Origin of the sequence: Arthrobacter sp. PGP41, assembly GCF_002953935.1 — a bacterium.
Taxonomy (GTDB): Bacteria; Actinomycetota; Actinomycetes; order Actinomycetales; family Micrococcaceae; genus Arthrobacter.
Window position 1 is genome coordinate 150036 of sequence record NZ_CP026514.1, and the last position, 25073, is coordinate 175108.

20 protein-coding genes are annotated in these 25073 nt (G+C 66.1%); 4 read left to right on the top strand and 16 right to left on the bottom strand.

What is annotated here, in order from left to right; translation table 11 throughout:
• Positions 1-3 precede the first annotated feature (3 nt).
• From C3B78_RS00710 to glyA, 6 genes are read right to left on the bottom strand one after another with little or no spacing between them, the layout of a single operon-like run.
• On the bottom strand, positions 4-1377 hold the full coding sequence (locus C3B78_RS00710; RefSeq protein WP_104996364.1) for an L-serine ammonia-lyase: 1374 nt from the start codon (positions 1375-1377) through the stop codon (positions 4-6).
• Positions 1378-2016 (bottom strand): sarcosine oxidase subunit gamma, encoded by a 639-nt coding sequence (locus tag C3B78_RS00715; protein ID WP_104996365.1) that lies wholly within the window; start codon positions 2014-2016, stop codon positions 1378-1380.
• Entirely contained in the window at positions 2009-4954 is a 2946-nt protein-coding gene (locus tag C3B78_RS00720) for a sarcosine oxidase subunit alpha family protein (protein WP_104996366.1), read from the bottom strand. The genes C3B78_RS00715 and C3B78_RS00720 overlap by 8 nt, the downstream gene beginning before the upstream one ends.
• Positions 4951-5376, bottom strand: a complete 426-nt coding sequence (locus C3B78_RS00725) for a sarcosine oxidase subunit delta (RefSeq protein ID WP_104996367.1) — start codon at positions 5374-5376, stop codon at positions 4951-4953. The genes C3B78_RS00720 and C3B78_RS00725 overlap by 4 nt, the downstream gene beginning before the upstream one ends.
• A gap of 37 nt (positions 5377-5413) precedes the next feature.
• Positions 5414-6634 carry a sarcosine oxidase subunit beta family protein gene (locus C3B78_RS00730; RefSeq protein WP_104996368.1) on the bottom strand — a complete coding sequence of 407 codons (1221 nt, stop codon included), beginning with the start codon at positions 6632-6634 and terminating at the stop codon, positions 5414-5416.
• Entirely contained in the window at positions 6631-7986 is a 1356-nt protein-coding gene (glyA, locus tag C3B78_RS00735) for a serine hydroxymethyltransferase (RefSeq protein WP_104996369.1), read from the bottom strand. The genes C3B78_RS00730 and glyA overlap by 4 nt, the downstream gene beginning before the upstream one ends.
• Positions 7987-8141: 155 nt before the next feature.
• Here glyA and C3B78_RS00740 point away from each other — a divergent pair, with 155 nt between their 5' ends.
• Both C3B78_RS00740 and C3B78_RS00745 read left to right on the top strand, forming a co-directional pair.
• Positions 8142-8813: a GntR family transcriptional regulator gene (locus tag C3B78_RS00740; protein ID WP_104996370.1), complete on the top strand. Its 672-nt coding sequence runs from the start codon at positions 8142-8144 to the stop codon at positions 8811-8813.
• A gap of 150 nt (positions 8814-8963) precedes the next feature.
• On the top strand, positions 8964-10247 hold the full coding sequence (locus tag C3B78_RS00745; RefSeq protein WP_104996371.1) for a M20 family metallo-hydrolase: 1284 nt from the start codon (positions 8964-8966) through the stop codon (positions 10245-10247).
• 61 nt (positions 10248-10308) lie between these two features.
• Here the strand turns inward: C3B78_RS00745 and C3B78_RS00750 are convergent, their stop codons facing one another.
• From C3B78_RS00750 to C3B78_RS00760, 3 genes are read right to left on the bottom strand one after another with little or no spacing between them, the layout of a single operon-like run.
• Complete coding sequence (locus C3B78_RS00750) at positions 10309-11574, bottom strand: ArgE/DapE family deacylase (RefSeq protein ID WP_104999557.1); 1266 nt, start codon at positions 11572-11574, stop codon at positions 10309-10311.
• An 8-nt stretch (positions 11575-11582) separates the two neighbouring features.
• Complete coding sequence (locus tag C3B78_RS00755; protein WP_104996372.1) at positions 11583-12908, bottom strand: MFS transporter; 1326 nt, start codon at positions 12906-12908, stop codon at positions 11583-11585.
• A 1-nt stretch (position 12909) separates the two neighbouring features.
• Complete coding sequence (locus tag C3B78_RS00760) at positions 12910-14589, bottom strand: amidohydrolase (protein WP_104996373.1); 1680 nt, start codon at positions 14587-14589, stop codon at positions 12910-12912.
• Positions 14590-14714: 125 nt separating this feature from the next.
• Here C3B78_RS00760 and C3B78_RS00765 point away from each other — a divergent pair, with 125 nt between their 5' ends.
• Positions 14715-15914, top strand: coding sequence for a PucR family transcriptional regulator (locus C3B78_RS00765; protein ID WP_104996374.1), 1200 nt, complete (start codon positions 14715-14717; stop codon positions 15912-15914).
• Positions 15915-15953: 39 nt separating this feature from the next.
• On the opposite strand, the gene C3B78_RS00770 is transcribed toward C3B78_RS00765, so the two are convergent.
• The 5 genes from C3B78_RS00770 to C3B78_RS00790 form a co-directional block, all read right to left on the bottom strand.
• The gene (locus C3B78_RS00770) at positions 15954-17045 is read right to left on the bottom strand and encodes a LacI family DNA-binding transcriptional regulator (protein ID WP_104996375.1); all 1092 of its coding nucleotides are present in this window, start codon (positions 17043-17045) and stop codon (positions 15954-15956) included.
• Between the two features lie 38 nt (positions 17046-17083).
• Positions 17084-17989: a carbohydrate ABC transporter permease gene (locus C3B78_RS00775; protein ID WP_104996376.1), complete on the bottom strand. Its 906-nt coding sequence runs from the start codon at positions 17987-17989 to the stop codon at positions 17084-17086.
• A complete protein-coding gene (locus C3B78_RS00780) occupies positions 17986-18867 on the bottom strand; it encodes a carbohydrate ABC transporter permease (protein WP_104999558.1) in 882 nt (293 codons plus the stop codon). Before C3B78_RS00780 ends, C3B78_RS00775 begins: the two co-directional genes overlap by 4 nt.
• 91 nt (positions 18868-18958) lie before the next feature.
• On the bottom strand, positions 18959-20290 hold the full coding sequence (locus tag C3B78_RS00785; RefSeq protein ID WP_104996377.1) for an ABC transporter substrate-binding protein: 1332 nt from the start codon (positions 20288-20290) through the stop codon (positions 18959-18961).
• Positions 20291-20343: 53 nt separating this feature from the next.
• A complete protein-coding gene (locus tag C3B78_RS00790; protein ID WP_104996378.1) occupies positions 20344-21780 on the bottom strand; it encodes a GH32 C-terminal domain-containing protein in 1437 nt (478 codons plus the stop codon).
• A 277-nt stretch (positions 21781-22057) separates the two neighbouring features.
• On the opposite strand from C3B78_RS00790, the gene C3B78_RS00795 reads away from it, so the two are divergent.
• Complete coding sequence (locus C3B78_RS00795; protein WP_104996379.1) at positions 22058-23614, top strand: glycoside hydrolase family 32 protein; 1557 nt, start codon at positions 22058-22060, stop codon at positions 23612-23614.
• Positions 23615-23706: 92 nt separating this feature from the next.
• On the opposite strand, the gene hxlA is transcribed toward C3B78_RS00795, so the two are convergent.
• Entirely contained in the window at positions 23707-24330 is a 624-nt protein-coding gene (gene hxlA, locus C3B78_RS00800) for a 3-hexulose-6-phosphate synthase (protein ID WP_104996380.1), read from the bottom strand.
• Between the two features lie 46 nt (positions 24331-24376).
• Complete coding sequence (gene hxlB / locus C3B78_RS00805) at positions 24377-24994, bottom strand: 6-phospho-3-hexuloisomerase (protein WP_104996381.1); 618 nt, start codon at positions 24992-24994, stop codon at positions 24377-24379.
• Positions 24995-25073 lie beyond the last annotated feature (79 nt).

Sequence of the window (25073 nt, forward strand, 5' to 3'; positions counted from 1 at the left end):
GGCTCAGCACTCGATCACATTCACGGCAAGGCCCCCTCGGGACGTTTCCTTGTACTTGGTTTTCATGTCGGCACCCGTCTCGCGCATCGTTTTGATGGCCTTGTCGAGGGAAACCTTGTGGCTGCCGTCGCCGTGCAGGGCAAGGCGGGCGGCGTTGATGGCCTTGACGCTGGCGATGGCGTTGCGCTCGATGCAGGGGATCTGCACCAGCCCGCCCACGGGGTCGCACGTCAGGCCCAGGTTGTGTTCAATGCCCACCTCGGCGGCGTTCTCCACCTGGGCGGGCGTGCCGCCCAGGACCTCGCAGAGCCCGGCGGCGGCCATGGAGCAGGCGGAACCCACCTCGCCCTGGCAGCCCACCTCGGCACCGGAGATGGAGGCGTTGATCTTGAACAGGATTCCGACGGCGGCCGCGGCCAGCAGGAAGCGGACCACGCCGTCGTCGTTGGCGCCGGGCACGAACTTCACGTAGTAGTGCAGCACCGCCGGGACGATGCCGGCCGCGCCGTTGGTGGGCGCGGTGACGATCCGGCCGCCTGCGGCGTTCTCCTCGTTCACGGCGAGGGCGAACAGGTTCACCCACTCCATCGCCCGGAGCGGATCGGTCACGCCGGTGTCCGCCGTCAGGGTCTGGAACAACGACGGCGCGCGGCGGCGTACGTTGAGGCCGCCCGGCAGGATTCCTTCCGCGGCGCAGCCGTTGTCCACGCATTCGCGCATGACGGCCCAGAGCTTCAGCAGTTCTTCCCTCAGTTCCGCTTCCGTCCGCCAGGTCAGCTCATTGGCGAGCATCACGTCCGAGATGGACATGCCTTCACGGCTGCAGATCTCCAGCAGCTCGTCCGCCGTCGTGAAGGGATATGGAAGGACCGTGGCGTCAGCCACCACGCGGTCGCCGGCGTCGGCGTCCCCGTCCACCACGAAGCCGCCGCCAATCGAATAGAAGCTCCGTTCGCTCAGGACAGCCCCGGTGTGGTCCAGGGCGCGGAAGGTCATGCCGTTGGGGTGGGCCGGGAGGGACTTCCGCCGGTGGAGGACCACGTCCTCGTCCCAGTTGAAGTCCACCCGGTGGTCGCCGCCCAACCACAGTTCGGCGTCGAGGGCGGCCGCAGCCACCTGGTCATCCGCTGTCGACGTATCCACGGTTTCGGGGTCCAGGCCCTTGAAGCCCAGGACCACGGCCTTGTCCGAACCGTGGCCCCGCCCGGTGGCGCCCAGCGAACCGAACAGTTCGGCCTGCACGCGCCGGGTGGAGCTCAGGAGTCCGTCGCCCTTGAGTCCGTCGGCGAACAGCTTCGCCGCCCGCATCGGGCCTACCGTGTGTGACGACGACGGCCCGATGCCAACGGTGAACAGGTCCAGGACGCTGAGTGCCATTTAGGGGACCTCAGGCGAGGCGTATTCGCGCATGGCGTCCAGGAGCCAGCGGCCCAGGAAATCGGCGAACGAGGCGCGGGGGAAAATCCGGTAGCTCTCGTCGCCGGTCTTCCACAGGACCACGGGGATGTTGCCGACCTCCGTCGAGAGGGCTGTTCCGGCCTTCAGGACGCGCGGGTGCAGGTCCAGCGAGCAGCCCTTTTCCAGGACGGCGCGGGCCCGCGGCCCGGTGAGCTCGAACGTGGTGCGGTTTGCGGAGAGGTCCACCACCTGGCCAGCGCCATCGCCGAGCGCTTCCCGGAGCGCCTGGATCAGGTCGCCGCCAAGGGATTCGTGCGCTTCCCTCGGAGCCACCACCAGGAACTCTTCCGGGCCGAGCCACAGCACGGACGTCTCACCGGCGCCGGCCACGCTGCCGCACTTTTCGGGCAGGCCGCCGGTGACGGAGGCGATGCGCTGTCCGGCGTCGCTGTCCCGGTTGGCCCGGAGGCCCACCATGGTCAGGAATGCCACTTCGCTGATCTCCACCACGCCGGGGACGGACCCGGTTTCAAAGTCTGCCCGGAGCCGGGCGGCAGGGCTGACGCGGAGTGAGAGGTTCTTCTGGTAGGAGGTTGCGGGTGCTGCTGTTTCAGCCATCTTTGCGGGTCCCTTCGGGGTCAAAAAGTACGGTTTCGGCGACGACGACGTCCACCAGCTGGTCGCCGGCAGCAGCCACGAGGGTTTCGCCGATGCGGTTGCGGCCGTTCTTGATCAGGGCCAGGCCGAAGGACCTGCCGAGTGCCGCGCTGTGGTAGCTGGAGGTGACGAAGCCTTCCATCGGGACCGGCCCGTAGGCCGGGTTGGTGGAACGGCCCTTCTCAACGAGCTGGGTGCCTTCGGGCAGCCGCAGCGTCCCGTCCACCGGCAGCACGCTGACCAGGTGCTTGCGGTCCTCGCGCTGGCCGTCGGCCCGGGCGTAGGAGCGCTTGCCGATGAAGTCCTTGGCCTTGGAGACGATCCATTCCATGCCCGCGTCCTGCGGGGTGACGGTGCCGTCCGTGTCCTGCCCGACGATCGGGTAGCCCTTCTCGGCGCGGAGCACGTGCATGGTCTCGGTGCCGTAGGGGGTGATGTTGAACTCGGCCCCGGCGGCGGCCACGGCTTCCCAGGTGTTCAGCCCGTACCAGGACGGCACGTTGATTTCGTAGGCCAGTTCGCCGGAGAAGGAGATCCGGCAGACCCGGGCGCGGACGCCGGAGGCCAGGGTGGTTTCGCGGAAGGTCATGAACGGGAAGGCTTCGGCCTCCAGTCCGCCGTTGGCGGCCAGTCCCGGCGCCACCTTCGCGAGGACTGCGCGGGATTTGGGTCCGACGACGGCAATGGTGCTCCACTGTTCGGTCACCGAGGTGCAGTGCACGTCCAGTTCCGGCCACTCGGTCTGCAGCCATTCCTCCAGCCAGTCCAGCACCTTGGCGGCGCCGCCGGTGGTGGTGGTCATGAAGTAGGTCTCCTCGTCCAGGCGCAGGGTCACGCCGTCGTCGAAGATCATGCCGTCCGCCATGCACATCACGCCGTAGCGGGCGGAACCCGGGGCGAGCTTCTTGAAGGCGTTGGTGTAGATCCGGTTCAGGAACTCGCCGGCGTCCTTGCCCCGGATTTCGATCTTGCCCAGGGTGGTGGCGTCCATGAAGCCCACGGAGTCGCGGACGGCAGCGCACTCGCGCAGCACGGCCGTGTCCATGTCCTCCCCGTCCTGCGGGTAGTACCAGGGCCGCTTCCACTGCCCGACGTCCTCGAACAGGGCACCCTTGGCCACGTGCCAAGGGTGGATTGAGGTCTTGCGGGCGGGATCGAACAGCTCGCCCCGCTGGCGTCCGGCCAGTGCCGCGAACGCCACCGGGGTGAACGGTGCGCGGTAGGTGGTGGTGCCGATGTCGCCGATGCCGCGGGATGCTTCACCGGCGGTCCGGAGGGCGGCGGCAATGACGCCGATCGCGTTGACGCCGGAGGTCTTGCCCTGGTCGTTGGCGGTGCTGATGGAGGTGTAGCGCTTGATGTGCTCCACGGACCGCATGCCGGCTCCGGTGGAACGCAGCACGTCAGCCACGGACTGGTCGCGCTGGAAGTCGACGTAGTGCTGGTGCCAGTCATCCGGGGTCCCGGTCTCGCCGGGGACGAGCCACAGCTGGCGGGTGGGGGCGGAGGCCTTCGGCTCCGCCAGGACGAGAGGAACGACGGCGGACGCGAACCCGGCAGCGATGGCTGCGGAAGCGCCGGCGGAGACGCCCTCGGCGAGGCAATCCTCCAAGGCGAAGCTCCCGCGGCCCGAGCCGATGGTCTGCTGGTTGGGAACCACGGTGCTCGGCACAAAGGCGGCCAGTTCGTCGTCCCAGCGCAGCTTGCCCTGCCGCTGGGAGTGCAGGTGCACCAGCGGGCTCCAGCCGCCGGAAACAGCCAGGAGATCGCAGGCGATCTGTTCGACGCCCGAGGTGAGCTCGCCGTCGGCGTTAATGCTGCGGACGGTGACGCCGTCCACGCGGCCGTCTGCCGACTGCGAAGACGTGTTGGCCACGGCACTGCCGATCAGCACCCGCGTGCCGGCTTCGACGGCGGCAGCGGCCACCGCGGTGAGCTGCGGACGGGCGTCCACCACGGCGGCGAGCTTCACGCCGGCGGCGCGGAGGTCCGCGGCCAGGGCGTAGGCGCTGTCATTCGTGGTGCTGATGACCACGCGCCGGCCGGCGGCCACTGCATAGCGGTTGAGGTAGCTGCGGACTGCGGAGGCGAGCATGATGCCGGGCCGGTCGTTGTTCTCGAACACCAGCGGGCGCTCGTGGGCGCCGGGGGCCAGCACCACCTGGTTGGCACGGATGTGCCAAATACGCTGCCGGGAGACCCCGGGGGCGGCGGGGGAGGACAGGTGGTCCGTGCGGTTCTGCACGGCGATCACGTAGTTGGCGTCGTAGGCGCCGAAGGCCGTGGTGCGGTTCAGGACGGTGGACTCGGCACCGGAGACGAGCTCGGCTTCGACGTCCGCCACCCACTCCAGGGCGGGCTTGCCCTCGATGGTCTCAGCCAGTTCGGGTGCCGTTGATCCGGAGAGGAGGGATCCGCCCAGCTCGGGCTGGTCGTCCAGGAGCATCACGCGGGCGCCGGAACGGACCGCTTCACGGGCCGCGGCCAGGCCGGCAGGGCCGCCGCCGACCACCAGGACGTCGGTGTGGACGTACTTCTTGTCGTACTCGGCGCGGTCCTCGGCCGGGTCGAGCTTGCCCAGCCCGCTGAGGAGTTCCGCCTTCAGGCCGTCCACCAGGGTGACGGTAGTGGCGGGAAGCATGGATTCGGCCACGTCGCCGGGGAAACGCGCGGCGATCTTCACCATCGCGTTGGATTCCTCCACGCCGGCGGACATGATGCCGCGGGGCCGGTCCTCGTAGAGGGAGTTGCCGGCGTTGATGCGGCCGTTGGCGATCAGGGCCGAGGCGAGGGTATCGCCGGGGTGGCCGGTGAACTCCTCGCCGTCCACGGTGAAACGCCAGGAGATGGTGCGGTCGATGCGTCCGCCGGCGGCGAGGCGGGCGTTCTGGGAAGTCACTTGGTTGCTCCTTCCGGGGCGGTGGTGCTGGCGGAGGTTGTGCTGGTGCCGGACATGCTTGTCCCTGAAATGCTGGGTGCCGCGGTCCCGGTGGTTGTGCTGTCCGGGGCCAGGCTGGCGGTGCCCGTTTCGGCGGTCAACTGACCGGCGGCATCCGGCCGGGGCGTGCCCATCGGGTAGATCGCCTGGATCTCGTACGTGACGGTATCGCGGAGCATGTTGAACCACTGGCGGCAGCCGGTGCTGTGCAGCCAGCGTTCGGCGAAGGCGCCCTTGGTGTTATCCCGGTAGAACAGGTACTCGGCCCATTCGCGGTCGTTCAGCTCGTTCGGGTTTTCCGGGTACGGCACGTGGGCCTGGCCGCCGTAGTGGAACTCGGTCTCGTCACGGGAGCCGCAGTTGGGGCAGGAGATGAGCAGCATGTGCGTCTTCTTTCTAAAGTGCAGTGTTCGCTGGCGGCTAGTGGGCCACGGCGGCGGCGCCGTGTTCGTCGATCAGCGCGCCGGTTTCGAAGCGTTCCAGCGCAAACGGCTTGTTCAGCTTGTGCGGAGAGCCCGTGGCGATGTTGTGCGCGAAGGTAAGCCCGGCCGCGGGGGTGGCCTTGAAGCCGCCGGTGCCCCAGCCGCAGTTCACGAACATGTTTTCCACCGGCGTATTGCCCACGATGGGGGAGGCGTCCAGCGTGGTGTCCACGATCCCGCCCCAGGTCCGGAGCACGTGGGCCCGGGCGAAGATGGGGAAGAGCTCGACGGCGGCGGCCATCTGGTGCTCGATCACGTGGAAGGAGCCGCGCTGGCCGTAGCCGTTGTAGGAGTCAACGCCGGCGCCCATCACCAGTTCGCCCTTGTGGGCCTGGGACACGTAGACGTGCACGTGGTTGGACATGACCACCGTGGGGTGGACCGGCTCGTGCAGTTCGGAGACCAGCGCCTGCAGCGGGTGGGACTGGATGGGGAGCCGGAAGCCGGCCATTTCGGCCAGGACCGAGCTGTGTCCGGCGGCGGCGAGGCCCACCTTTTCGGTGTTGATGGTGCCGCGGTTGGTCTTGACGCCCACTACGCGGTTGCCGTCCTTGACGAAGCCGGTGACTTCGCAGTTCTGGATGATGTCCACGCCCATTTCGTCGCACTTGCGGGCGAACGCCCAGGCCACGTGGTCGTGCTTGGCGATGCCGGCGCGGGGCTGGTAGGTGGCGCCCATGACGGGGTAGCGGATGTTGTCATTGATGTTCAGGATCGGGCAGAGTTCCTTGACCTGCTTGGGGTCCAGCCACTCGGCGTCCACGCCGTTGAGCTTGTTGGCGCCCACGCGCCGTATGCTTTCACGGACGTCGCCCAGCGTGTGGGCCAGGTTCATGACGCCGCGCTGGCTGAAGAGGAAGTCGTATTCCAGCTCCTCGGGCAGGACTTCCCAGAGCTTGAGCGCGTGCTCGTAGATGGCGGCGCTCTCGTCCCAGAGGTAGTTGGACCGGATGATGGTGGTGTTCCGGGCCATGTTGCCGCCGGCCAGCCAGCCCTTTTCCAGGACGGCGATGTTGGTCATTCCGTGGTTCTTGGCCAGGAAGTACGCGGTGGCCAGGCCGTGCCCGCCGCCGCCCACAATCACGGCGTCGTAGGAGGACTTGGGCTCCGGGTTGCGCCAGAGGAAATCCGGGTGCTCGGGGAGGAGGTCTGCGCTCACTGGGCTGCTCCAATCAGGTCTGCTTCAAGGGCGGCAACTTCAGTGCCGTTGCTGAGGTGGGGGTAGAGGGGGAACTTCTCCGCCAGGGCGGTGACGCGGGCGCGGAGTTCGACGGCGGTGTTGTCGCCCAGGGACGTGGTCCCGGAGGCGGCGTTGCCCGCAGCGGCGATGAGCGCCGTCGCAATAACGTCGGCTACCTCCGTGAATTCCTCGGCGCCGAAGCCGCGGGTGGCCAGGGCCGGAGTGCCGATCCGCAGTCCGGAGGAGACCATCGGCGGGCGGGGGTCGAAGGGGACGGCGTTGCGGTTCACCGTGATGCCGATGCGGTGCAGGGCGTCCTCGGCCTGCTGGCCGTCCAGCTCGGAGTTGCGGAGGTCCACCAGGACCAGGTGCACGTCGGTGCCGCCGTTGACCACGGAGATTCCGGCCGCGGCGACGTCGTCGCGGAGGAGCCGTTCGGCCAGGAGCTTGGAGCCCTGCAGGACGCGTTCCTGGCGTTCCTTGAATTCGGGGCTGCCGGCGAGCTTGAAGGCCACGGCCTTGGCGGCGATCACGTGCTCCAGCGGGCCGCCCTGCTGGCCGGGGAAGACGGCGCTGTTGATCTTCTTGGCGTACTGCTCCTTGGCGAGGATGACGCCGCCGCGCGGTCCGCCGAGGGTCTTGTGGGTGGTGGTCGTGACGACGTCGGCGTAGGGGACCGGGTTCGGGTGCAGGCCCGCGGCCACGAGTCCGGCGAAATGTGCCATGTCCACCATGAGGTACGCGTCCACCAGGTCCGCGATGCGGCGGAACTCTGCGAAGTCCAGCTGGCGGGAGTAGGCGGACCAGCCGGCCACGATGAGCCGCGGGCGGTGCTCAAGGGCCAGGGCTTCCACCTCGGCCATATCGATCCGGAGGTCGGATTCGCGCACGTGGTAGGGGACTACGTTGTAGAGCTTGCCGGAGAAGTTGATGCGCATGCCGTGGGTGAGGTGGCCGCCGTGGGCCAGGTCCAGGCCCATGATGGTGTCGCCCGGGTTCAGCAGGGCGAACATGGCGGCTGCGTTGGCCTGCGCGCCGGAGTGCGGCTGGACGTTGGCGAACTCGGCACCGAACAGTGCCTTCACGCGGTCGATGGCAAGCTGCTCCACCACATCAACGTGCTCGCAGCCGCCGTAGTAGCGCTTGCCCGGGTAGCCCTCCGCGTACTTGTTGGTGAGGACGGAGCCCTGCGCCTCCATGACGGCGGACGGGGCGAAATTCTCCGAGGCAATCATTTCCAGCGTGGACTGCTGGCGCACCAGCTCCTGGGCAATGGCCTGCTGGACCTCTGGATCGACTGCGGAAAGTCGCTCGTTCAACTGCTCAACCACGGGTGCTCCTTTGAAATACCACTTGTTCAATGACTGATATATCAGTGTGGGAACAATGGTATGATTGGAATCACAGCAGAGTCAATAGCTGCACGGAAAACGGCTTTTAGCTACCGTTTGGGGATCCGGCGGGTATCAAAGATTGGAGCGGCGCCTTGAATGCACTTCTTGCCCTGACCCCTGCGGAGGAGGAAGCTCCGTCCCAGGCCGAGGCAGCGTACCGGCAGCTGCGGGACAAGTTGATCATGCTGGAGATCCGGCCCGGGGAGCCCATCAATGACGGGCAGCTGGCTGCGGAGCTCGGCTTCAGCCGCACTCCCGTGCGAGAGGCAATCAAGCGCCTTGAGGTGGACCACCTGGTGATCTCGTATCCGCGCCGGGGGACTTTCGCCACCAACGTCGACTTCACGGAGCTCGCCGACGTCTCCGAAATCCGGGAGTTGCTGGAGCCCCTCGCTGCCCGCCGCGCGGCGGACCGGGCGAGCGAAAGTATGCGGCGGGAACTGCTGCAGGTGGCTGATGCCATTGCCGGGCTTGAGCCTAGTCCGGGGGAGTCCCGCGACCTGATGCGCTACGACCTCATGGTGCACCGGCTGATCTACAAGGCCGCCGCCAACCCCCATTTGGAAGACACCCTGATCCGCTACGACAACCTGGCCACCCGAATCTGGTGCGTGGTCCTGGACAAGGTGCCCTCGGTAACCGGCCACATCACCGAGCATGTGGACCTGCTCAAGGCGGTGGCCGCCGGCGACGCCGATAAGGCAGGCGAGCTGGCCCTGCACCACGTCACCAGCTTCGAGGAAACCATCCGCAAGGTGCTGTAGCCCAAGCCGCGCTACCGCCATTGGTTCCTTGCCCGATGTGCAGATTCACAATGCCCCGGGCTGAAATGGTTGTCCGGTCCCAGTGCCTCCGGCACCCCGTCCTGAGACGATTGTGTACATCATTAATCCAAGCGTGAAGGACAAGCAGTCATGAGCAACGGAGCCGTGCCCGAACCCGATCCCACGAAGTTCACGGGAGCTGACGCCGTGTTCCTCCAGGACTTCGCCACACTCAGCGCCTTTGGTGCCACTCCCGGCGGGGGTGTGGAGCGGCAGGCGGGTTCGCCGGCAGACGGGAAACAACGGGCCTGGCTGTCCGCCATCCTTCGCGACAAGGGGTTCAACGTATCCTTCGACCAGGTCGGAAACCAGTTCGGCCTGCTGGACGTGAACCCCGGTGCGCCATACGTGCTGGTTGGCTCCCACCTTGATTCGCAGCCGACGGCGGGACGGTATGACGGTGCCTACGGCGTGCTCGCCGCCGCCCATGCAGCATTCAGCCTCGCTGCCGAATGGCGTGCCGCAGGGACAATTCCCCGGTACAACCTGGCCGTCGTGAACTGGTTCAACGAGGAAGGTGCCCGCTTCAAGCCGTCCATGATGGGCAGTTCCGTCTACACGGGAAAGATGACACCCGAGGAAGCCCTGGCGACGGCGGACCATGGCGGCACAACCGTTCGCCAGGCCTTGGAAGCAACCGCATCGCTGGGCGAGGGCACAGGGCCGAACGCAGCCTATGCCGCCGAAATCCACATCCAGCAGGGCCGCAGCATGGAACGCGACGGCGTCACCGTCGGCGTCGTCGATTCCAACTGGGCGGCCAACAAGTACCAGTTTGAGGTCCGCGGCGAGCAGGCGCACACCGGCTCAACGGTCATCGCTGACCGGCGCGACGCCCTCCTGGGCGCGTCGATGCTCGTGGTCGCCGCGAGGGAAATCGCAGACCACTTTCCAGGCGGGGCCGTCCACACCTCGGTAGGCCAGCTTGACGTCTATCCCAACTCGCCCGTCGTCGTCCCCTCGCTGGTTTCCTTGCTCCTTGACCTGAGGTCGGCCGACGAGGAACTCCTCGCCGACGCCGACCAGATGCTCCACGACCGCATCGGCCAGATCGAGCGGGCTGCCCGGGTGGAGATCAGCAAGACGGGATCCCACTGCTGGCCGGTTACCCCTTACCAGCCGGAAGGAGTGGCACTGGCCGAAAAGACCGCTGCAAACCGCGGATTGGCCTATTCGCGGGTCAAGACGCTGGCCGGACACGACTCCACCAACCTGAAGGACATCGTTCCCACGGTGATGCTGTTCGTCCCGTCGGTGAAGGGCATCTCCCACAACGAGCACGAGTACACCACGGACCAGGACATCATCAGCGGCCTGCACGTGCTCACCGACGTTGTCCGCAGCCTCTGCCTCGGGGAACTCGACCCCCGGTAGGCACCACAACACGCAGAAGGCGCCCGGCCAATGGCCGGGCGCCTTCTGCGTACCGTAAGGATCATGGTGCCTCGGTGACACCACACCAGTCGGCGATGAACAAGGCGATGGTCTTGGTCACCTGGCGGACGGACTCGATGTTCACACGCTCATCGAACCCGTGAATCGCCTCTGAGACGGGCCCGTAGACCAGCGCCGGGATCCCCGCGTAAAGGGTGAAAACCCGGCCGTCCAGGTAACCGGGCGTCGTGAAGCTCTGCAACGCCGAACCGAAGACAGCCTCGTGCGCCGTGGCCAGCGCCGCTTCCGCTTCCGATCCCTCCTCCAGGACGTAGCCCTCGGAGAAGAAGCCCGTCCGTTCGGCCGAGACAGATGCGCCCGCCCCGGCCGTCTGCAGGCACTCCAGGATCTCATTCCACGCATCCACGGCCGGGACCCCCGGATACAGGGCTGCCCGGACATCGAACTCACACCAGGCCGGCACGCTTGAAGGCCAGTCGCCGCCGGAAATCATGCCGATGTTGACGTTGATCGGATGGTCGGTGTCCTCGAAGTGCGGGTGGCTGCCCTTATCTGCGTTCCACTTGGCTTCGAGCTCCCGCAACGCACCCATGACGGTGTAGGCGGCGTCGATGGCGTTGAAGCCTGACGCCATCTCCCGTACATGGGTAGGCCTGCCGGAAACACGGACCCGGAACCAGATCACCCCCACGTTTGCCCGGACCAGCATGTTCTCTTCCGGCTCGGGGATGATGACAGCATCCGCGGTGTAGCCGCGCTGCAGCGCAGCCAGCGACCCGTTGCCTGTGCACTCCTCCTCCACAACTGACTGGAAGTGGATGGTCGAGGCCGGGGCGAAGCCGGCGGCCCGGACGGCGTCGAAGGCGAACAGGTTGGCAGCGAGCCCGGCCTTCATATCACCGGCCCCGCGGCCGTACATCCAGCCGTCCTTCACCACGGCATTCCAGGGGCTGCGTTCCCACACCTGCTCAGGCCCGGTGGGAACCACATCGACGTGCCCGTTCAGGATGAGCGAACGGCCCTTTTCCTCCGGGGGAGTGTAGGTGCCCACCACGTTGGTCAGGTCCTCGAAGGCGACCGTGCTGGGACCGTAACCCACATGCGAAGCGAGGGCTTCGCCGTCGAGCGTCCAGCGGTCCATGGCAAGTCCGCGGGCCTCAAACTCTGCGAACATCAGGTCCTGCGCCCCGGCCTCGGCTGTCCTCAGCGAGGGATGCCTGACCAGTTCCGCGGTGAATTCAAGCTGGCGGTCAAAAGCTGCATCCACGGCGTCGGTAATACGGCGCGCGGTTTCCGGGTTCAGCATGGGGCTCATTACCGTACGATCGCTTTGTCCTTGACGCGGAGGCGCTCGCCGAAGAATCCACCGGCTGCGGTAATCAGCGACACGACGATCAGCAGCAGGGAAGCGGTCCAGGACGCTCCACCGGAAACACCGAGCAGGGCGACGGCGATCAGCGGCAGGAACCCGCTCAGGGCACCGGCCAGGTTGTAACCCAGCGCGACGCCGCTGTAACGCAGCTGGGGCGGGAACATCTCGGTCAGCAGGGCTCCTGTGACCGAGTAGGCCACGGAAAGCAGAGCGATGCCGAGAGTGACGGCGAGGACGATGGCGAACGGATTGCGGGAGTCGATCATCCAGAAGAGCGGGAACGCTGCGGCAGCGGTCACGAGGCCGCCGATGAAGGTCATCCGTCCCGGGCCGACCTTCTCACTGATGCGGCCGATGACCAGGATGACGCCGATCTGCACGACGGCGGCGACCAGGGTGGCGTTGACCATGAGTCCACGGTCCAGGCCGAGGGTTGCGGTGCCGTAGCTGATGACGAAGGTAGTCATGATGTAGAAACCGCCGACGCCGAGGAAAGCGGCGGCGATAGCAACGATCAGCCGGCCCCACGCCTGACGGAAGACATCGACTGCCGGAATCTTGGCGCGTTCCTCCAGCTTGACCAGTTCACGGAAGATCGGTGATTCCTCAACCTTCAGCCGGATGTACAGTGCGACCAGCAGCAGCGGGAATGCCGCCAGGAACGGCAGGCGCCAGCCCCAGGAATCGAAGACCTCGGAGGGCATGAGCAGTACCAGTGCGAAGGCGCCGGAGGACATCAGCGTGCCCACGGGCGAACCGACCTGCACCAGGGCGGCATACCGTCCACGCTTCTCAATGGGGGCGTGTTCGACGGCGATGGTCATGGCGCCGCCCCACTCACCGCCCACTGCGAGGCCCTGCACCAGGCGCAGGATGGCCAGCATGATGGGTGCGGCGAGGCCGATGGTGCCGAAATCAGGCAGCACCCCGATAAGGCCCGTAGCCACGCCAATCGCGACGATGGTGATCAGCAGCGCCGGACGCCTCCCGACGCGGTCACCGATGTAGCCGAAGAGAACGGCGCCGAGCGGACGGGCAGCGAAACCGACACCGAATGTGGCGAAGGCTGCCAACGTTGCAGCCGTCGGATCCAGCGATGTGAAAAACAGCCGGTTGAAAACGATGGCTGCAGCGGTGCCGAAGAGGAAGTAGTCGTACCATTCGAGCGCAGTGCCTACGAAGGCCGCGCGGGCGATTTTGCCGGCGTCGGCTCCGCTGACAACTGGTACGGCTGCTTCTTCTTCCTGGGTGGCGTCATGTGGTTGCATGCTAGGTGCCTCTCAATGTGGGAGTGGGGTGGGACGATGCGGTGCTTTGGAGTTTCTCGATGTAGCCGTGCCCGAAAACGCAGGCGCCGTCGAGCAGGGTCGCCAGCACGCTGATCTGGCCGATCTCGTGGGGCGGTACGTCTGCGGGGTGGGCGGAAAGGAACACGAGATCGGCGAACTTTCCCGGTTCCAGCGTTCCCCGGCGGTCTTCCTCGCCTGCCATCCACGCGGTGTCGACCGTGTAGGCGCGCAGGGCGGTCCCGGCGTCGACCCGTTCCTGTGGGCTCAGCGTTGCGCCGCCGGAACTGGCGCGCGTCACCATGGATTGCATGCCCAGCAGCGGCGCCCCGGCCGCTACCGGCCTGTCCGAGCTGCCGGGAACGCGTACGCCGGAGTCCAGGAAGGACTTGTGGCGGTACAGCCACGGCGTCCGCTCCTCGCCCACCGCGTCCACCATGGTCTCGCCCACCTCATACAGGAAGTGCGGCTGCGGAACGGGTGTGACGCCCAGCGCTGCGAACCGGGGAAGCTGGTCCGGACGGACCATGCCGGCGTGCTCGATGCGGTGCCGCGCGTCGGGCCGAGCCAGCTTCCGGTGCGCGGCCTCAAAAGCGTCCAGCGCGACGTCGACTGCCGAATCCCCGATTGCGTGCGCTGCGACGTTCCAGCCGGAGCAGTGTGCGTCGATAATGCGCTGGGCCAGTTCCCCGGGGGAGAGCTGGAAGCTGCCGCTGCCGTGATCATGGTCGCAAAACGGCTCGCTTACTGCTGCAGTGCGGCCGATCAGGGAACCGTCGATGAATATTTTCATGGCGCCCAGCCGGATGTGGTCGTCCCCAAAGCCCGACGTGATGCCGAGGTCCAAGCCGAAGCTAATCCCGTCCGTGGCATTGGACTGGAGCGGGTGCAGGGCATCGCTGACGGCCATCATCTGGACCCGGGTTTTCAGCAGGCCCCGGCGTCGTGCTTCAACATAGGCAGCGAGTTCAACAGCGCTACGGCCGATCCAGCCCGACCCGATGCCGGCCTCCACAACATGCGTCAGGCCTTCGGAAGCGTAAACCTCGCTTGCTGCGCCAATCGCGTCCGCGAGGTCCGTGACCGGGTAAGGCACAACAAGCGCAGTGACCAGTTTCTGGGCCTGCTCCTCAAGCAATCCGGTAGGCCCCCCGGAATCCTCCACCACCGTGCCGCCCTCGGGAACAGTCGCCGAGCCGTCCAGAACGCCCGTGCGATCAAGCACCTCGGAGTTTACGGCGCACATGTGCCCTGAGCGGTGCTTGAGCCATACGGCACGGCCGGGAGCGGACCGGTCCAGGCCGCTCCGGTGCGGATGACCCCCCAGGACGGTGTCGTCATAACCCGATCCCACCACCCACGCGTCTTCAGGGAGACCGCGCGCGAAGCGGGAGACTGCGTCGTACAGTTCCTCGAGGGTCCGGCAGCCGGACAGATCGAGTTCGGCGAGGGACTGCCCAAACCACGCCATATGGTTGTGCGAATCACCAAAGCCGGGGACGACGACGGCTCCGCCGCAGTCAAGCGTCCGCCGAGCCGGGAGGTCCAGGACGTCGTCGTCAAACCCGATGATCCGTCCGTGGAGCACTCCCATGGCGTGGGCTGTTGAACGGGCATCGTCCATCGTGAAGATGCGGGCCTTGACAAGTTTCAGATCGAGCATGGGCCTCGACGGCGGTCCTTTCCGGATACGGGCGCGAACTTACAGAACACCTCCTTCAATGGTGGGATGGATCACGTGGGGAAACAATGGACGAACACAGTGCAGTCCGGTCCTAGAATGGGCATATGCCCAATACAGCGTCCGCGGACAGGACCCCGGCGTCTGCTGGAGCCGCCAGCCGCTCGGTGGTGTCTGACCTGGTGTCCGACTGCCTCGCCGACATCGACCGGATCGCGCACGAGTACCTTCTCGAGGTGCAGAAGATTGACGATTATGCAGCCTCTGCGGTGACTGCCCAGGATCTGGAAGAGACAGCCGTAGCCTCGATAGAGCTATTGCTGCGGCTGGTGGGAAGCCTTCCAATACCCGACCGGCTCGCGGGTATGTCCGACGCACTGGGACACCGCCGCGCGCAGCAGGGCCTGCCCTTGGAATCCCTGCTGCGCGCAGTGCGCATGGACTTCCGGGTGCTCTGGACGGCAATGCTGGAGAAGGTTCCACCGTCGTCCCTGCCGGAGTTGACCAAGGATGCAGTGCGCGTCTGGGAAGCGGTGGAGTTCCACACCATCCGGGTGCACGCAGGCTACCTCGATGAGCTCGCCAGCATGGCGCAGGAAAAAGAGACGCAGCGCGCGTTCCTCCTGTCGCGGCTGCTCAATTCGGACGGTAAGGATCCGCAGGTGCTGGGACAGGCTGCCCGCGCGCTCGGCGTGGCGCCGGAGAGCAACTTCATCGTTGCCGTTGCCGCCGAATACGCCCAGAAGGCATTCCGTGCGGAGGCGCTTCGTGCCGGTGCTGAACACTTCCTCCACGAGCGCGACGGCGCACTGATCCTCATTCTTGAGGACGTTCCCGCCCGGGCCGGACGGGAGCCGGAGGGCACCCGCCCGTGGTTGTCCCGGCTGGACTGCTTTGTGGCGCCTCCCGCCCGCTCCTTGGCCGACGTGCCCCGGATGCTTCGGATCGCCCTGGAATCGCTACCGGTGGTGACGCCGCAGCGCCCAGGTCAGCGGACGGTGCGTGAGGCATGGGGGCATGTTGCCATGACCCGGCTGGGAGAATACGGGACCGTCCTGGCGGACACCGTGCTGGGCCCGCTTGCTACGATCTCCACGCATGAACGTGACCGGCTGATCGAGACGGTCCAGGCGTACCTCCGTACCGGATCGGTGTCAGAAACTGCCGGGGAGCTGTACTGCCACCGAAACACTGTGCTGAACCGCCTTGCCCGGTTCGGGCAACTCACCAGCTTCGATCCCGCTAATCCCCAGGACGCCGCTACGGTAATTGCCGCTCTCCACGTCCTCTTCCCGGCATCAAGCTAAGGAAAGGCGGACGCCGTCCGGGGCTGTAGCAGCTCTGGTTCAGGCGTGCGCCTGGGCCCGGACGGAGGCCCGTTCCACGGCGGGGCAGTGGATTTTCGCCACCCCGTCTGCCGCAGTCGCGGGTGCGTTGTCCGGCCCCAGCAGCATCCGGACACCCGCCGCACCGAGTTCATAGTGGGGGAGTGAGACGGTGGAGAGCGGGGGGCGCAGATGGGCGGCAATGACTTCCTGGTTGTCGAACCCCACCACAGCCATGTCCTCAGGAATGGACAGGCCGTGCTCGCGCAGGCCGTCGTAGAGGCCCATTGCCATCCGGTCGTTGTAGCAGTACACCGCAGTCACGCCGCGCCTGAGGAGTTCCGGAGTGGCCCCGTAGCCGCCTTCCTGGTCCGGATAGGCCTCCAGCACCAGCTCCGGGTCAAACGGAACACCTGCCTTCTCCAGTGCTTCGCGGTACCCCTGGAGCCGCCCGTCCTTGGCCGGGGCGGGGATGGTGGCATTGATGAAGGCGATCTTCCGGTGGCCGTGCCCCAGCAGGATTTCGGTGGCCGAGCGGCCGCCCTGCACCTCGTCGGGCACCACGGCCCGGGTGCCGGGCTCCTTGGAGAAGCAGTTGACCAGGACGAAGTCGGCTTCCCGGAGCGGCGTCGGAATGTCCGTCTGGCGGTGGAACCAGGTGGAGTAGAGGATGCCGCGGACCTTGTATTCGAGCATCATCTGGATTGCGTCCTGCTCCAGTTCGCTGTTGCCTTCGGTGTTGGCGATGAGGAGGGCGTATCCGTGCTTCCAGGCCTCGTCCTGTGCGCCGTGGATGATCTGGCCGGCGAAGGGCGTGGTGGCAACTCCGTCAGCCACCAGTCCGATGAACCGGGACGTGCCGCTGACCAGCGTTTTGGCCATCGCATTGGGGCGGTAGCCCAGCGTCCGGATGGCGTCCTGCACCCGCCGGCGGGTATCGTCGGCAATCCGGGCGGCCTTCTTCTTGTTGACCACCAGGGACACCGTGGCCGTGGAAACTCCGGCCGCTTCCGCCACGTCGCGAAGGGTGACCGGGTGCGCGCGCTCCGGGGTTTTTGCTGCCGCGGAGGCTGCCGGGGCAGGCATGTCCGCCCCATTCTCCATTGAACTCATCTGCCCTCCTTGAGGAGTATATCCACCCGCTGTTGCCGTCATCCCTTCGTCGCCCCGCTTTCAAGTCCCTGGATCATGGCCTTGTTGAGCACCAGGAACACCAGCAGCAGCGGGGTGATGGTCACGCACACTGCGGCGAAGGTTGCCGTCCAGTCCACCTTGCCCATGGCGCCGATGTAGTTTTGCAGGCCCAGCGGAATGGTCTTCAGGTCCTCGGACAAGACGAACGTGTTGGCGAAGATGAAGTCGTTCCAGATGAAGATGCTGTTGACCAGGACCACCGTGACCACCGTGTTCAGGGACAGCGGCATGGTGATCAGCCCGAAGATCCGGTACGGGCCGGCGCCGTCCAGGGAGGCTGCCTCATACGTTTCCTTGGGGATGTACTCGTAGAACGAGCAGAAAAGGTAGATGGACATGGGCAGCGAGAAACCGGCCAGCGGAATGATCATCGACTGGTAGGTGTCCAGCAGGTTCACGGCCGAATAGTCGATGAACAGGGGGACCAGGGCGATCTGGACCGGGACGATGATGCCGATCAGGAACAGTCCGCGGACCAGTTTGCTGAGCCGGAAACCGAGGACCTGGATGGCGTAGGCGGCCATCATGCCCAGCAGGACAATCAGGATGTTCGCCCCCATGGTGACGATGAAGCTGTTCAGGATGTTCCGCCCCAGGTCGCCCGTTTCGAACGCCCGGGCATAGTTCTCCCAGGTCAGGGAGCCGGGCAGGGCAAAGGGATCACCGGTGGCGAAGTCCTGTTCCGTGCGGAGGCTGGTCAGGAAGAGCCACGCCAGCGGGTAGACCTGCATGATCACGATGAGCATGACCAGCACGCGGGACAGCGTCCGGAACAGGTCGGGCCTGCGCCGGCGGCGCTTTCCGGACGGCCGGACAGGTACGACGGCGGCGGGCGGGGTGGGAGGGGCTGCCTGGGTGATCATGAGTCTGCCTTCCGCTTCAGCAGGAACAGGATGAGGCCGACGGCCACGAGGCACTCAACCACGATGAACACGGAGATGGTGCTGGCGTAGCCGAAGTCCGTGCTGGTGAACGCCGTCTTGTACATGTAGGTGGTGAGCAGTTCCGAGGACTGCCCCGGACCGCCGTTGGTCATCAGGTATGGGATGTCGAAGCCGCGCAGCCCGTAGGTAGTGGCCATGATGGTGGTGGTGATCCACACCGGGCGGATGTACGGGAAGCGGATCTTGGTGAACAGCGTCCACCGGGACGCGCCATCCAGGACGGCGGCCTCCTCAAGCTCCTTGGGCACTGCGAGCAGGGCGGCGTAGATGATGAGCATGTACAGCCCGGTGAAACGCCAGCCCTCCGGTGCTGACACCGCCGCAAGGACCGTGTTGACGTCCGAGAGCCAGGGCCGTTCCAGGCTGCCAAGACCAAGCCAGTGGAACAGCTGGTTGAGCAGGCCCACGGGCTCCAGGGAGTAGATCCGCACGAAGAGGAAGGCGATGGCCACCGTGGAGATAACGGCCGGTAGCAGGTAGAGGGTTTTGACCAGCTCGCGTCCGCGGCGGAGCGACGTGAGGAGGCTGGCCACCACCAGGGCGCCGCCGAGCTGCAGTACCAGGCAGATGGCCAGGTACACAAGGGCGTTCAGGAACGCCCGCCAAAAGATATCGTCGGCTGCGAACATCCGGACATAGTTGTCCAGCCCCACGAATTCCATGTCGCTGATGCCGTTCCAGGAGAAGAAGCTGAGGAACAGGGACTGGACGATGGGGAAGAGGACTGCTGCGCCGTAGAGGAGCAGCGGTGGAAGCAGGAAGACCAGGACCGAGGTCCGTGACCTGTTGGGCAGCATCCTGTTGGATTGCATGGCGGGGCCTTTCGGGGCCTTGCGGCGGGGGACCTCTGAGTTCCCCCGCCGCGTTGGTTTCGTGAGGAAGCAGTGCTTACTTGAAGAACTTGGGGGCGTTCTGCGCGATGGTCTTGTCCATGGTTTCGGTGAACTGCTCAGGCGTGATGTTGCCCTGCACCAGCAGGACCAGCTCCTGCTGCAGCCGGCCGTTGGTGGTCGGGTCCAGCTGCGTGTCCCACGGCATGGCCTGCTTGGAACCAAGTTCCTTGGCCTGGTCCAGTGCCTTCCGGTACAGCGGCGTGGCGTTGGCCGGGACAACGGTTTCGACGTCGGTGGTGGGGGACAGTGCGCCGGTGGCGGCATATTCGGCCGGGTACTTTTCCAGGGCGAACTTCAGGAAGTCGCTCACCAGGGGATCGTAGGTTTTGGCGTTCACCGCCATGCCGATGCCGGACGGGGACACGAATTCGTTGGCCGCCGTCACGGAGTTGGCCGTGGTGGGCAGGGTAAAGAAGTCGATGTCGTTGCGGACCGCAGGATCCAGCTTCTCCGTGGCCAGGCTGGGCAGTTCCCACGTGCCGATGTTGTACATGGCGGCCTGTCCGGAAGTGAACTGGTTTTGCGCGTCGGAGTAGCCCTGGGCGGAGAAGCCGTCCTGGAAGCACTTGGCCTTGCCCAGTTCCGCCATCCAGTTCACAGTCTTCTGGCCGGCGGGATCGCTGAACTTCGCCTCGCCCTTCTTCAGCTTCTGGACGAAGTCCGGGCCGGCTTCCCGGAAGGGCTGGTAGGCGACGTAGCGTTCCAGCGGCCACTGGTCCTGGCCGTCGATGGCGATGGGGGTGATGCCGGCGCTGCGCAGGGCAGTGCACATGGCCGGGATGTCGTCGAGCGAGGTGGGTACTGCGACGTCGGCCTTCTGCAGCAGTGCCTTGTTGTACCAGATGAATTCCAGCTCGAACTGGAACGGGATCATGTACAGGGAGCCGTCGTCGAAGCGCTGGTAGTCCAGCGCGCCCGGACGGTAGTCGTCGTAGACGTTGAGCGACTTCAGCAGCTTTTCGGCGTCCACCATCTTGCCCTGCTTGGCCAACTCCTGGGCGAAGGGTGTGGCGTCGGTGTCGAACAGTTCGGGCAGCTTGTTGGCTGCCGCCAGGGTCTCGAGTTTCTGGATGTAGGAGGGACGGTCCGGGGTGGTGATCAGGTTGAGCTCAAAGCCCGGGTGGTCCTTGGCGTAGTCGTCGGCCAGCTTTTTCATGATGTTGATGACCGCGCCGTCGGCGGGCCGGGAGAGCAGCCACGAGATCTCGCGCGGCTTGACCTCACCGGTGGGGCTGACGTTGGACGGATCGGTGGAGCTTGCGCCGCCACAGGCGGTCAGCGCCAGGGCGGTAACGGCTGCGGCGGCAGCGCGGAACAGGTTCTTCATTGGTCAATCTCCCTTGATTGGAACGGAGGATGGGGGTTGCGGGGGGGGGGTATTCAGTTGTCGGTGCGCTTGCGTACTTCGAAATCTGTGACGGTGACGGATCCTTCGCCGGCGAACACGCCGATCCCGCCCGCGGGGAGGTCGTAGATCCGGGCGCTGAGGGCCACCTGGCGGTCCACGACGGCGACGCACAGGTCGCCGTCGACCACCACTTCCAGCGTGTGGCTGCCGGGCGGGAGGTGGCAGGGGCGTTCCAGTTCGATGGCGTAGGGAACGTCGCCGGAAACATGCCACTGCGCCTCGCCGGTGACGGTCCGGGGCCACCGGTCGAACACCAGGCGTCCACGCTTCGGTTCGAGGCGGAGGACGTAGGAGTGGTCGCCGTCCGGGCTGGAGCGCAGCAGGATCCCGCATTCCGTGGTGCCCGGCTGGATGTCCAGCACCGCCTTGGCATAGAACTGCGTGGGCAGATCGTTTGCTGCCACGGCGGCGCTGTAGGAGTCCGGCACGTCCAGGCTGATGGGCAGCAGGCTCGCCAGCTCGAGCGGGACCCCGTCCCAAAAGCTGTCCACAAGCTCGTCCACGAGGCCGAACGCCAGGGTCCCGTCGGGGTTCTGCCGTGCCTCCAGGACGGACATGGTGCCCGCCCACTGCCAGGCGCCGTCGTCGCAATTGCCTTCCTTGCTGGCAATCCAGCCGAAGAAGAACCGACGGCCGTCCCGCTCCGCCGTCTTGGACGCGTAGAACGCACGCCCGTCGATGCTGTCCAGGCAAGGAACTGTCCACGGCCCCGTGGGGCTCTTGGCCATCCGGTACCGGGTGGTGAACGTTTCGGAAAACTCGGAGTAGACCATGTACCACCAGCCGCCCCATTCGAACACGTCAGGGCATTCATGCGTGATGTACCTGCGGGGATCCCAGAAGGGGTCCGTGTGCTCCCACGTCATCAGGTCTGCGGAGACGCACTGGGCGATGACCCCCCGGCGGCGTTCGGGGCCGTCGGAGTGCCGGGCCGCCAGGAGCATCCGCCACAGGCCGGCCGCCTCGTCACGGAAGACGAAGGGGTCCCGCCAGTCCGCGGACTCAAAACCGTCCGGCGCACCGAACGTAAGCTCCGGGTGCTTGACCCACGTGTTCATGCCGTCCGTGCTGGTGGCGTGCATGACCAGCTGCAGGGGCAGGCCGTCTTTTCCGAGGTTGCCCGGGTTCTGTCCCGTGTAGAACAGGTGGTGGACGCCTGAGTCGTCAGCAATGACGCTGCCTGTGTAGCAGTTGAAGTCAAGGTCGTCTGTGGTCCCGTGGGGGAGGGCCACCCCGTGGTCCTGGAACTGGGTGAGGTCCTTGGTGGTTACCAGGTTCCAGGCCGTTCCGGGCTTCGGGTCGGCGCGGACCTCGGAGAGGTAGAAGAGCCAGAACTCCCCGTCCTTCTGGAAAGGGATAAGGTCTCCAACCCAGGCATCGGCGGGCTGGAAGAAGACTGGGTAGCTCATCGGCGTTGATGTCCATTCTGCTAAAGCGTTTGATCACATGAAGCTAGCGTGGTTTTAATTAGCGATCAAGCGTTTTAGCAAAAATAATCCCGGCACTCTTTCCCGGCCCGTTTATGACGGCAGCAATTTTGCTGAAACGCTTGACCGCACCGTTTGCCGTTGGGTATCTTCTTCTGCTAAAGCGCTTAAGCAACCGGTGATCCGATCAGCGAACCACCGAAGGTTCCATCACTCCGAGCGCCCGGCGGAGCAGCCGCCCCCTGAGAGGAAGTCAACGATGACATCTGCCTTATCCCGACGACATGTCCTGCAGGGCACCGGAGCAGGAGCACTCGCCCTGCTTATGGGCGGCACTATCCCTGCCGCTCCGGCCTGGGCCAAGCGCTCACTGCGGGCGGCCTATCACATGACACCGCCCTCCGGTTGGCTGTGCGATCCGCAGCGCCCGGTGTTCCTGGGCGGTAAGTACCACCTCTACTACCTGCACTCCACGCAGAACAACGGCCAAGGCTGCTGGGATCACGCAACCACAATCGACGGGGTGGCCTTTAGCCATCACGGCGACGCGCTGCCGCTGCAGCCGGACTTCCCCGTGTGGTCCGGATCGGCAGTGGTGGACACCGCCAACACGGCGGGCTTCGGCGCGGGGTCCATCGTAGTCCTTGCCACCCAGCCCACCGGCGGCATCCGCAAGTACCAGGAGCAGTACCTCTACTGGTCGACCGACGGCGGCTACACGTTCACTGCGCTGCCGGACCCGGTCATCGTGAACACGGACGGAAGGGCGGCCACCACGCAGGCGGAAATCGACAATGCCGAATGGTTCCGGGACCCGAAGATCCACTGGGATGCGGTGCGCAACGAGTGGGTGTGCGTGATCGGGCGCGCGCGGTACGCAGCGTTCTACACTTCCCCGAACCTGCGTAACTGGCAGCTGAAGCGCAACTTCGACTTCCCCAATCCCGCGCTGGGCGGCATAGAGTGTCCTGACCTCTTCGAGATGACAGCCGACGATGGCACCCGCCACTGGGTGCTGGGCGCCAGTATGGATGCCTACAGTGTCGGGCTGCCCATGACCTACGCCTACTGGACCGGAACCTGGGATGGGGAGCAGTTCCTCGCCGACGACGTCAGCAATCCCCAATGGCTGGACTGGGGCTGGGACTGGTACGGCGCGGTGACCTGGCCGGCTGCAGAGGCGCCGGCAACCCGGCGGTACGCCATCGGCTGGATGAACAACTGGAAGTACGCCGCCCGCGACGTTCCCACGGATGCGTCCGACGGGTACAACGGGCAGAACTCGATCGTCCGCGAACTGCGCCTCGAACGCCAAGGCGGCGGCTGGTACAGCCTGCTCAGCAGCCCGGTCGGGGCGCTCGCGAATTACGCCGGCTCCACCACCACATTCCCGGACCGCACGGTCAACGGCAGCACCGTAATGCCTTGGTGCGGCCGCGCCTACGAGCTGGAACTCGATATTTCCTGGGAGGCAGCCACGAACGTGGGGATCTCCGTGGGCCGCTCCGCTGACGGCGCCCGCCATACAAACATCGGAAAGTACGGCAACGAGCTCTATGTGGACCGCGGGCCGTCGGACCTGGGCGGCTTCTCGCTGGTGCCGTACACTCGTGCGGCAGCGCCCATCGACGCTGCCGCGCGGTCAGTGCACCTGCGCATCTTCGTGGACACCCAGAGCGTTGAGGTGTTCGTCAACGCCGGTCACACCGTGATCTCCCAGCAGGTGCACTTTGCGGAGGGAGATAACGGGATCTCCTTCTACACGGACGGCGGCCCGGCCACCTTCTCAGGCATCACCATCCGGTCCTTCCAGTAGCCGGCCACGCGAAGCGGCGGCCCCCACGCGTCAGTGGGGGCCGCCGTCGTGAGTGCGGCCGGCTCACCCGCCGGCCGCAGCTGGCGGAGCTGCTAGATGATCGCGGCCCGCAGTTCCTTGGCAGCGACGGCGGGATCGTCGGCGCCGTAGATGGAGCCGCCGACGACGGCCACGTCGGCGCCTGCGCGCTGTACGGCTTCGATGGTGGACAGGTTCACGCCGCCGGCGACGGAGAACGGCACGCGGGCCTCTTCGCCGGCGTTCAGCAGCACGTCCAGGTTGTAGCCGGGCTTGGCCTGCTCATCCAGGCCGGCATGGAACTCGATGAACTTTGCCCCCAGGGCACGGGCTTCCCGGGCGCGGGCCACCTTGTCCGCAACGCCGATCAGGTCCACCACGATGCCCTTGTTGTGGGCCTTGGCAGCCTTGACGGCCCCGGCGATGGTGGAATCGTCGGCGCTGCCCAGGACGGACACCAGGTCTGCGCCCGCGTTGAAGGCGATTTCGGCTTCGAGTTCGCCGGCATCCATCGTCTTCATGTCCGCGAACACGATCTTGTCCGGGTGGGCGGTCTTGACGGCCGTGACGGCGGACAGCCCGGCGTTCTTCACCAGCGGCGTGCCCAGTTCGATGATGTCCACGTACTCGGCGACTTTGCCGGCCAGGTCCAGTGCGGCTTCGACGGTAAGGACATCCATGGCTACTTGCAGTTTCATGTTCTATCTCTTTCGGTGGGAATCGGATTTGTTGGGGGACGCGGGCTTACTCGAGGTTCGCGTGGCGCTGCCAGAGGTCCTCCGGGGCGGCGGCGTCCTCGTCCCACAGGCTTTGGAACACCGCCTCGGTGGTGGCAAAAAGCACCTGCTCGAAGAGGCTCCCGGAGTACTGCCGGGTCACCGCCGAGCCGTGGTCCGTCTTCTGTGCAGCCGGGATGAGGACGACTGCGGCGGCAGCGGCCGCGAGCGGGGAACCAGTGCTGGTGGTGTAAGCGGCCACGCGGGCGCCTTGGGCGACGGCGGTTTCCGCCGCTGTCACCACGCCGGCGGTGGTGCCGGAGCCTGAAGCTGCGAGCAGCAGGTCCCCGGCGCGAATGGCCGGTGCCGTGGTTTCGCCCACCACATGCACCGTCAGGCCGAGGTGCATCAGCCGCATCGCCGCCATTTTCAGGACCAGGCCGCTGCGTCCGGCGCCGGTGACGAAGATCCTGCCGGCCAGCCGAAGCTCGGTCACCAGGGCTGCGATCTCTGCGGCGTCCACGTGCTGGAAGACGCTGCTGACCTCGTCCAGGACCAGGGCCCGGTTGTGGTCAAAGGCCCGGGCTGTGCCGGTCAGGGCTGGACCAGCCAGGGCTGCAGGGCCTGCTGGTGCGGTGGTGCTCATGCTCGTACCTCCTTGGACGTTGTGACCCTTCAATGCTCGCCCGTCCGTTGGGTGGGCCCAACGCCATGAATGGGCGGTC

What these genes read in the sequence shown, in the direction of transcription:
- hxlB (WP_104996381.1), bottom strand. Translation starts at nt 24,994, where the DNA reads ATGAGCACCACCGCACCAGCAGGCCCTGCAGCCCTGGCTGGTCCAGCC.
- C3B78_RS00725 (WP_104996367.1), bottom strand. Translation starts at nt 5,376, where the DNA reads ATGCTGCTCATCTCCTGCCCCAACTGCGGCTCCCGTGACGAGACCGAG.
- C3B78_RS00760 (WP_104996373.1), bottom strand. Translation starts at nt 14,589, where the DNA reads ATGCTCGATCTGAAACTTGTCAAGGCCCGCATCTTCACGATGGACGAT.
- C3B78_RS00775 (WP_104996376.1), bottom strand. Translation starts at nt 17,989, where the DNA reads ATGATCACCCAGGCAGCCCCTCCCACCCCGCCCGCCGCCGTCGTACCT.
- C3B78_RS00785 (WP_104996377.1), bottom strand. Translation starts at nt 20,290, where the DNA reads ATGAAGAACCTGTTCCGCGCTGCCGCCGCAGCCGTTACCGCCCTGGCG.
- C3B78_RS00795 (WP_104996379.1), top strand. Translation starts at nt 22,058, where the DNA reads ATGACATCTGCCTTATCCCGACGACATGTCCTGCAGGGCACCGGAGCA.
- C3B78_RS00770 (WP_104996375.1), bottom strand. Translation starts at nt 17,045, where the DNA reads ATGAGTTCAATGGAGAATGGGGCGGACATGCCTGCCCCGGCAGCCTCC.
- C3B78_RS00790 (WP_104996378.1), bottom strand. Translation starts at nt 21,780, where the DNA reads ATGAGCTACCCAGTCTTCTTCCAGCCCGCCGATGCCTGGGTTGGAGAC.
- C3B78_RS00755 (WP_104996372.1), bottom strand. Translation starts at nt 12,908, where the DNA reads ATGCAACCACATGACGCCACCCAGGAAGAAGAAGCAGCCGTACCAGTT.
- C3B78_RS00765 (WP_104996374.1), top strand. Translation starts at nt 14,715, where the DNA reads ATGCCCAATACAGCGTCCGCGGACAGGACCCCGGCGTCTGCTGGAGCC.
- C3B78_RS00710 (WP_104996364.1), bottom strand. Translation starts at nt 1,377, where the DNA reads ATGGCACTCAGCGTCCTGGACCTGTTCACCGTTGGCATCGGGCCGTCG.
- C3B78_RS00750 (WP_104999557.1), bottom strand. Translation starts at nt 11,574, where the DNA reads ATGCTGAACCCGGAAACCGCGCGCCGTATTACCGACGCCGTGGATGCA.
- C3B78_RS00715 (WP_104996365.1), bottom strand. Translation starts at nt 2,016, where the DNA reads ATGGCTGAAACAGCAGCACCCGCAACCTCCTACCAGAAGAACCTCTCA.
- C3B78_RS00780 (WP_104999558.1), bottom strand. Translation starts at nt 18,867, where the DNA reads ATGCTGCCCAACAGGTCACGGACCTCGGTCCTGGTCTTCCTGCTTCCA.
- C3B78_RS00745 (WP_104996371.1), top strand. Translation starts at nt 8,964, where the DNA reads ATGAGCAACGGAGCCGTGCCCGAACCCGATCCCACGAAGTTCACGGGA.
- hxlA (WP_104996380.1), bottom strand. Translation starts at nt 24,330, where the DNA reads ATGAAACTGCAAGTAGCCATGGATGTCCTTACCGTCGAAGCCGCACTG.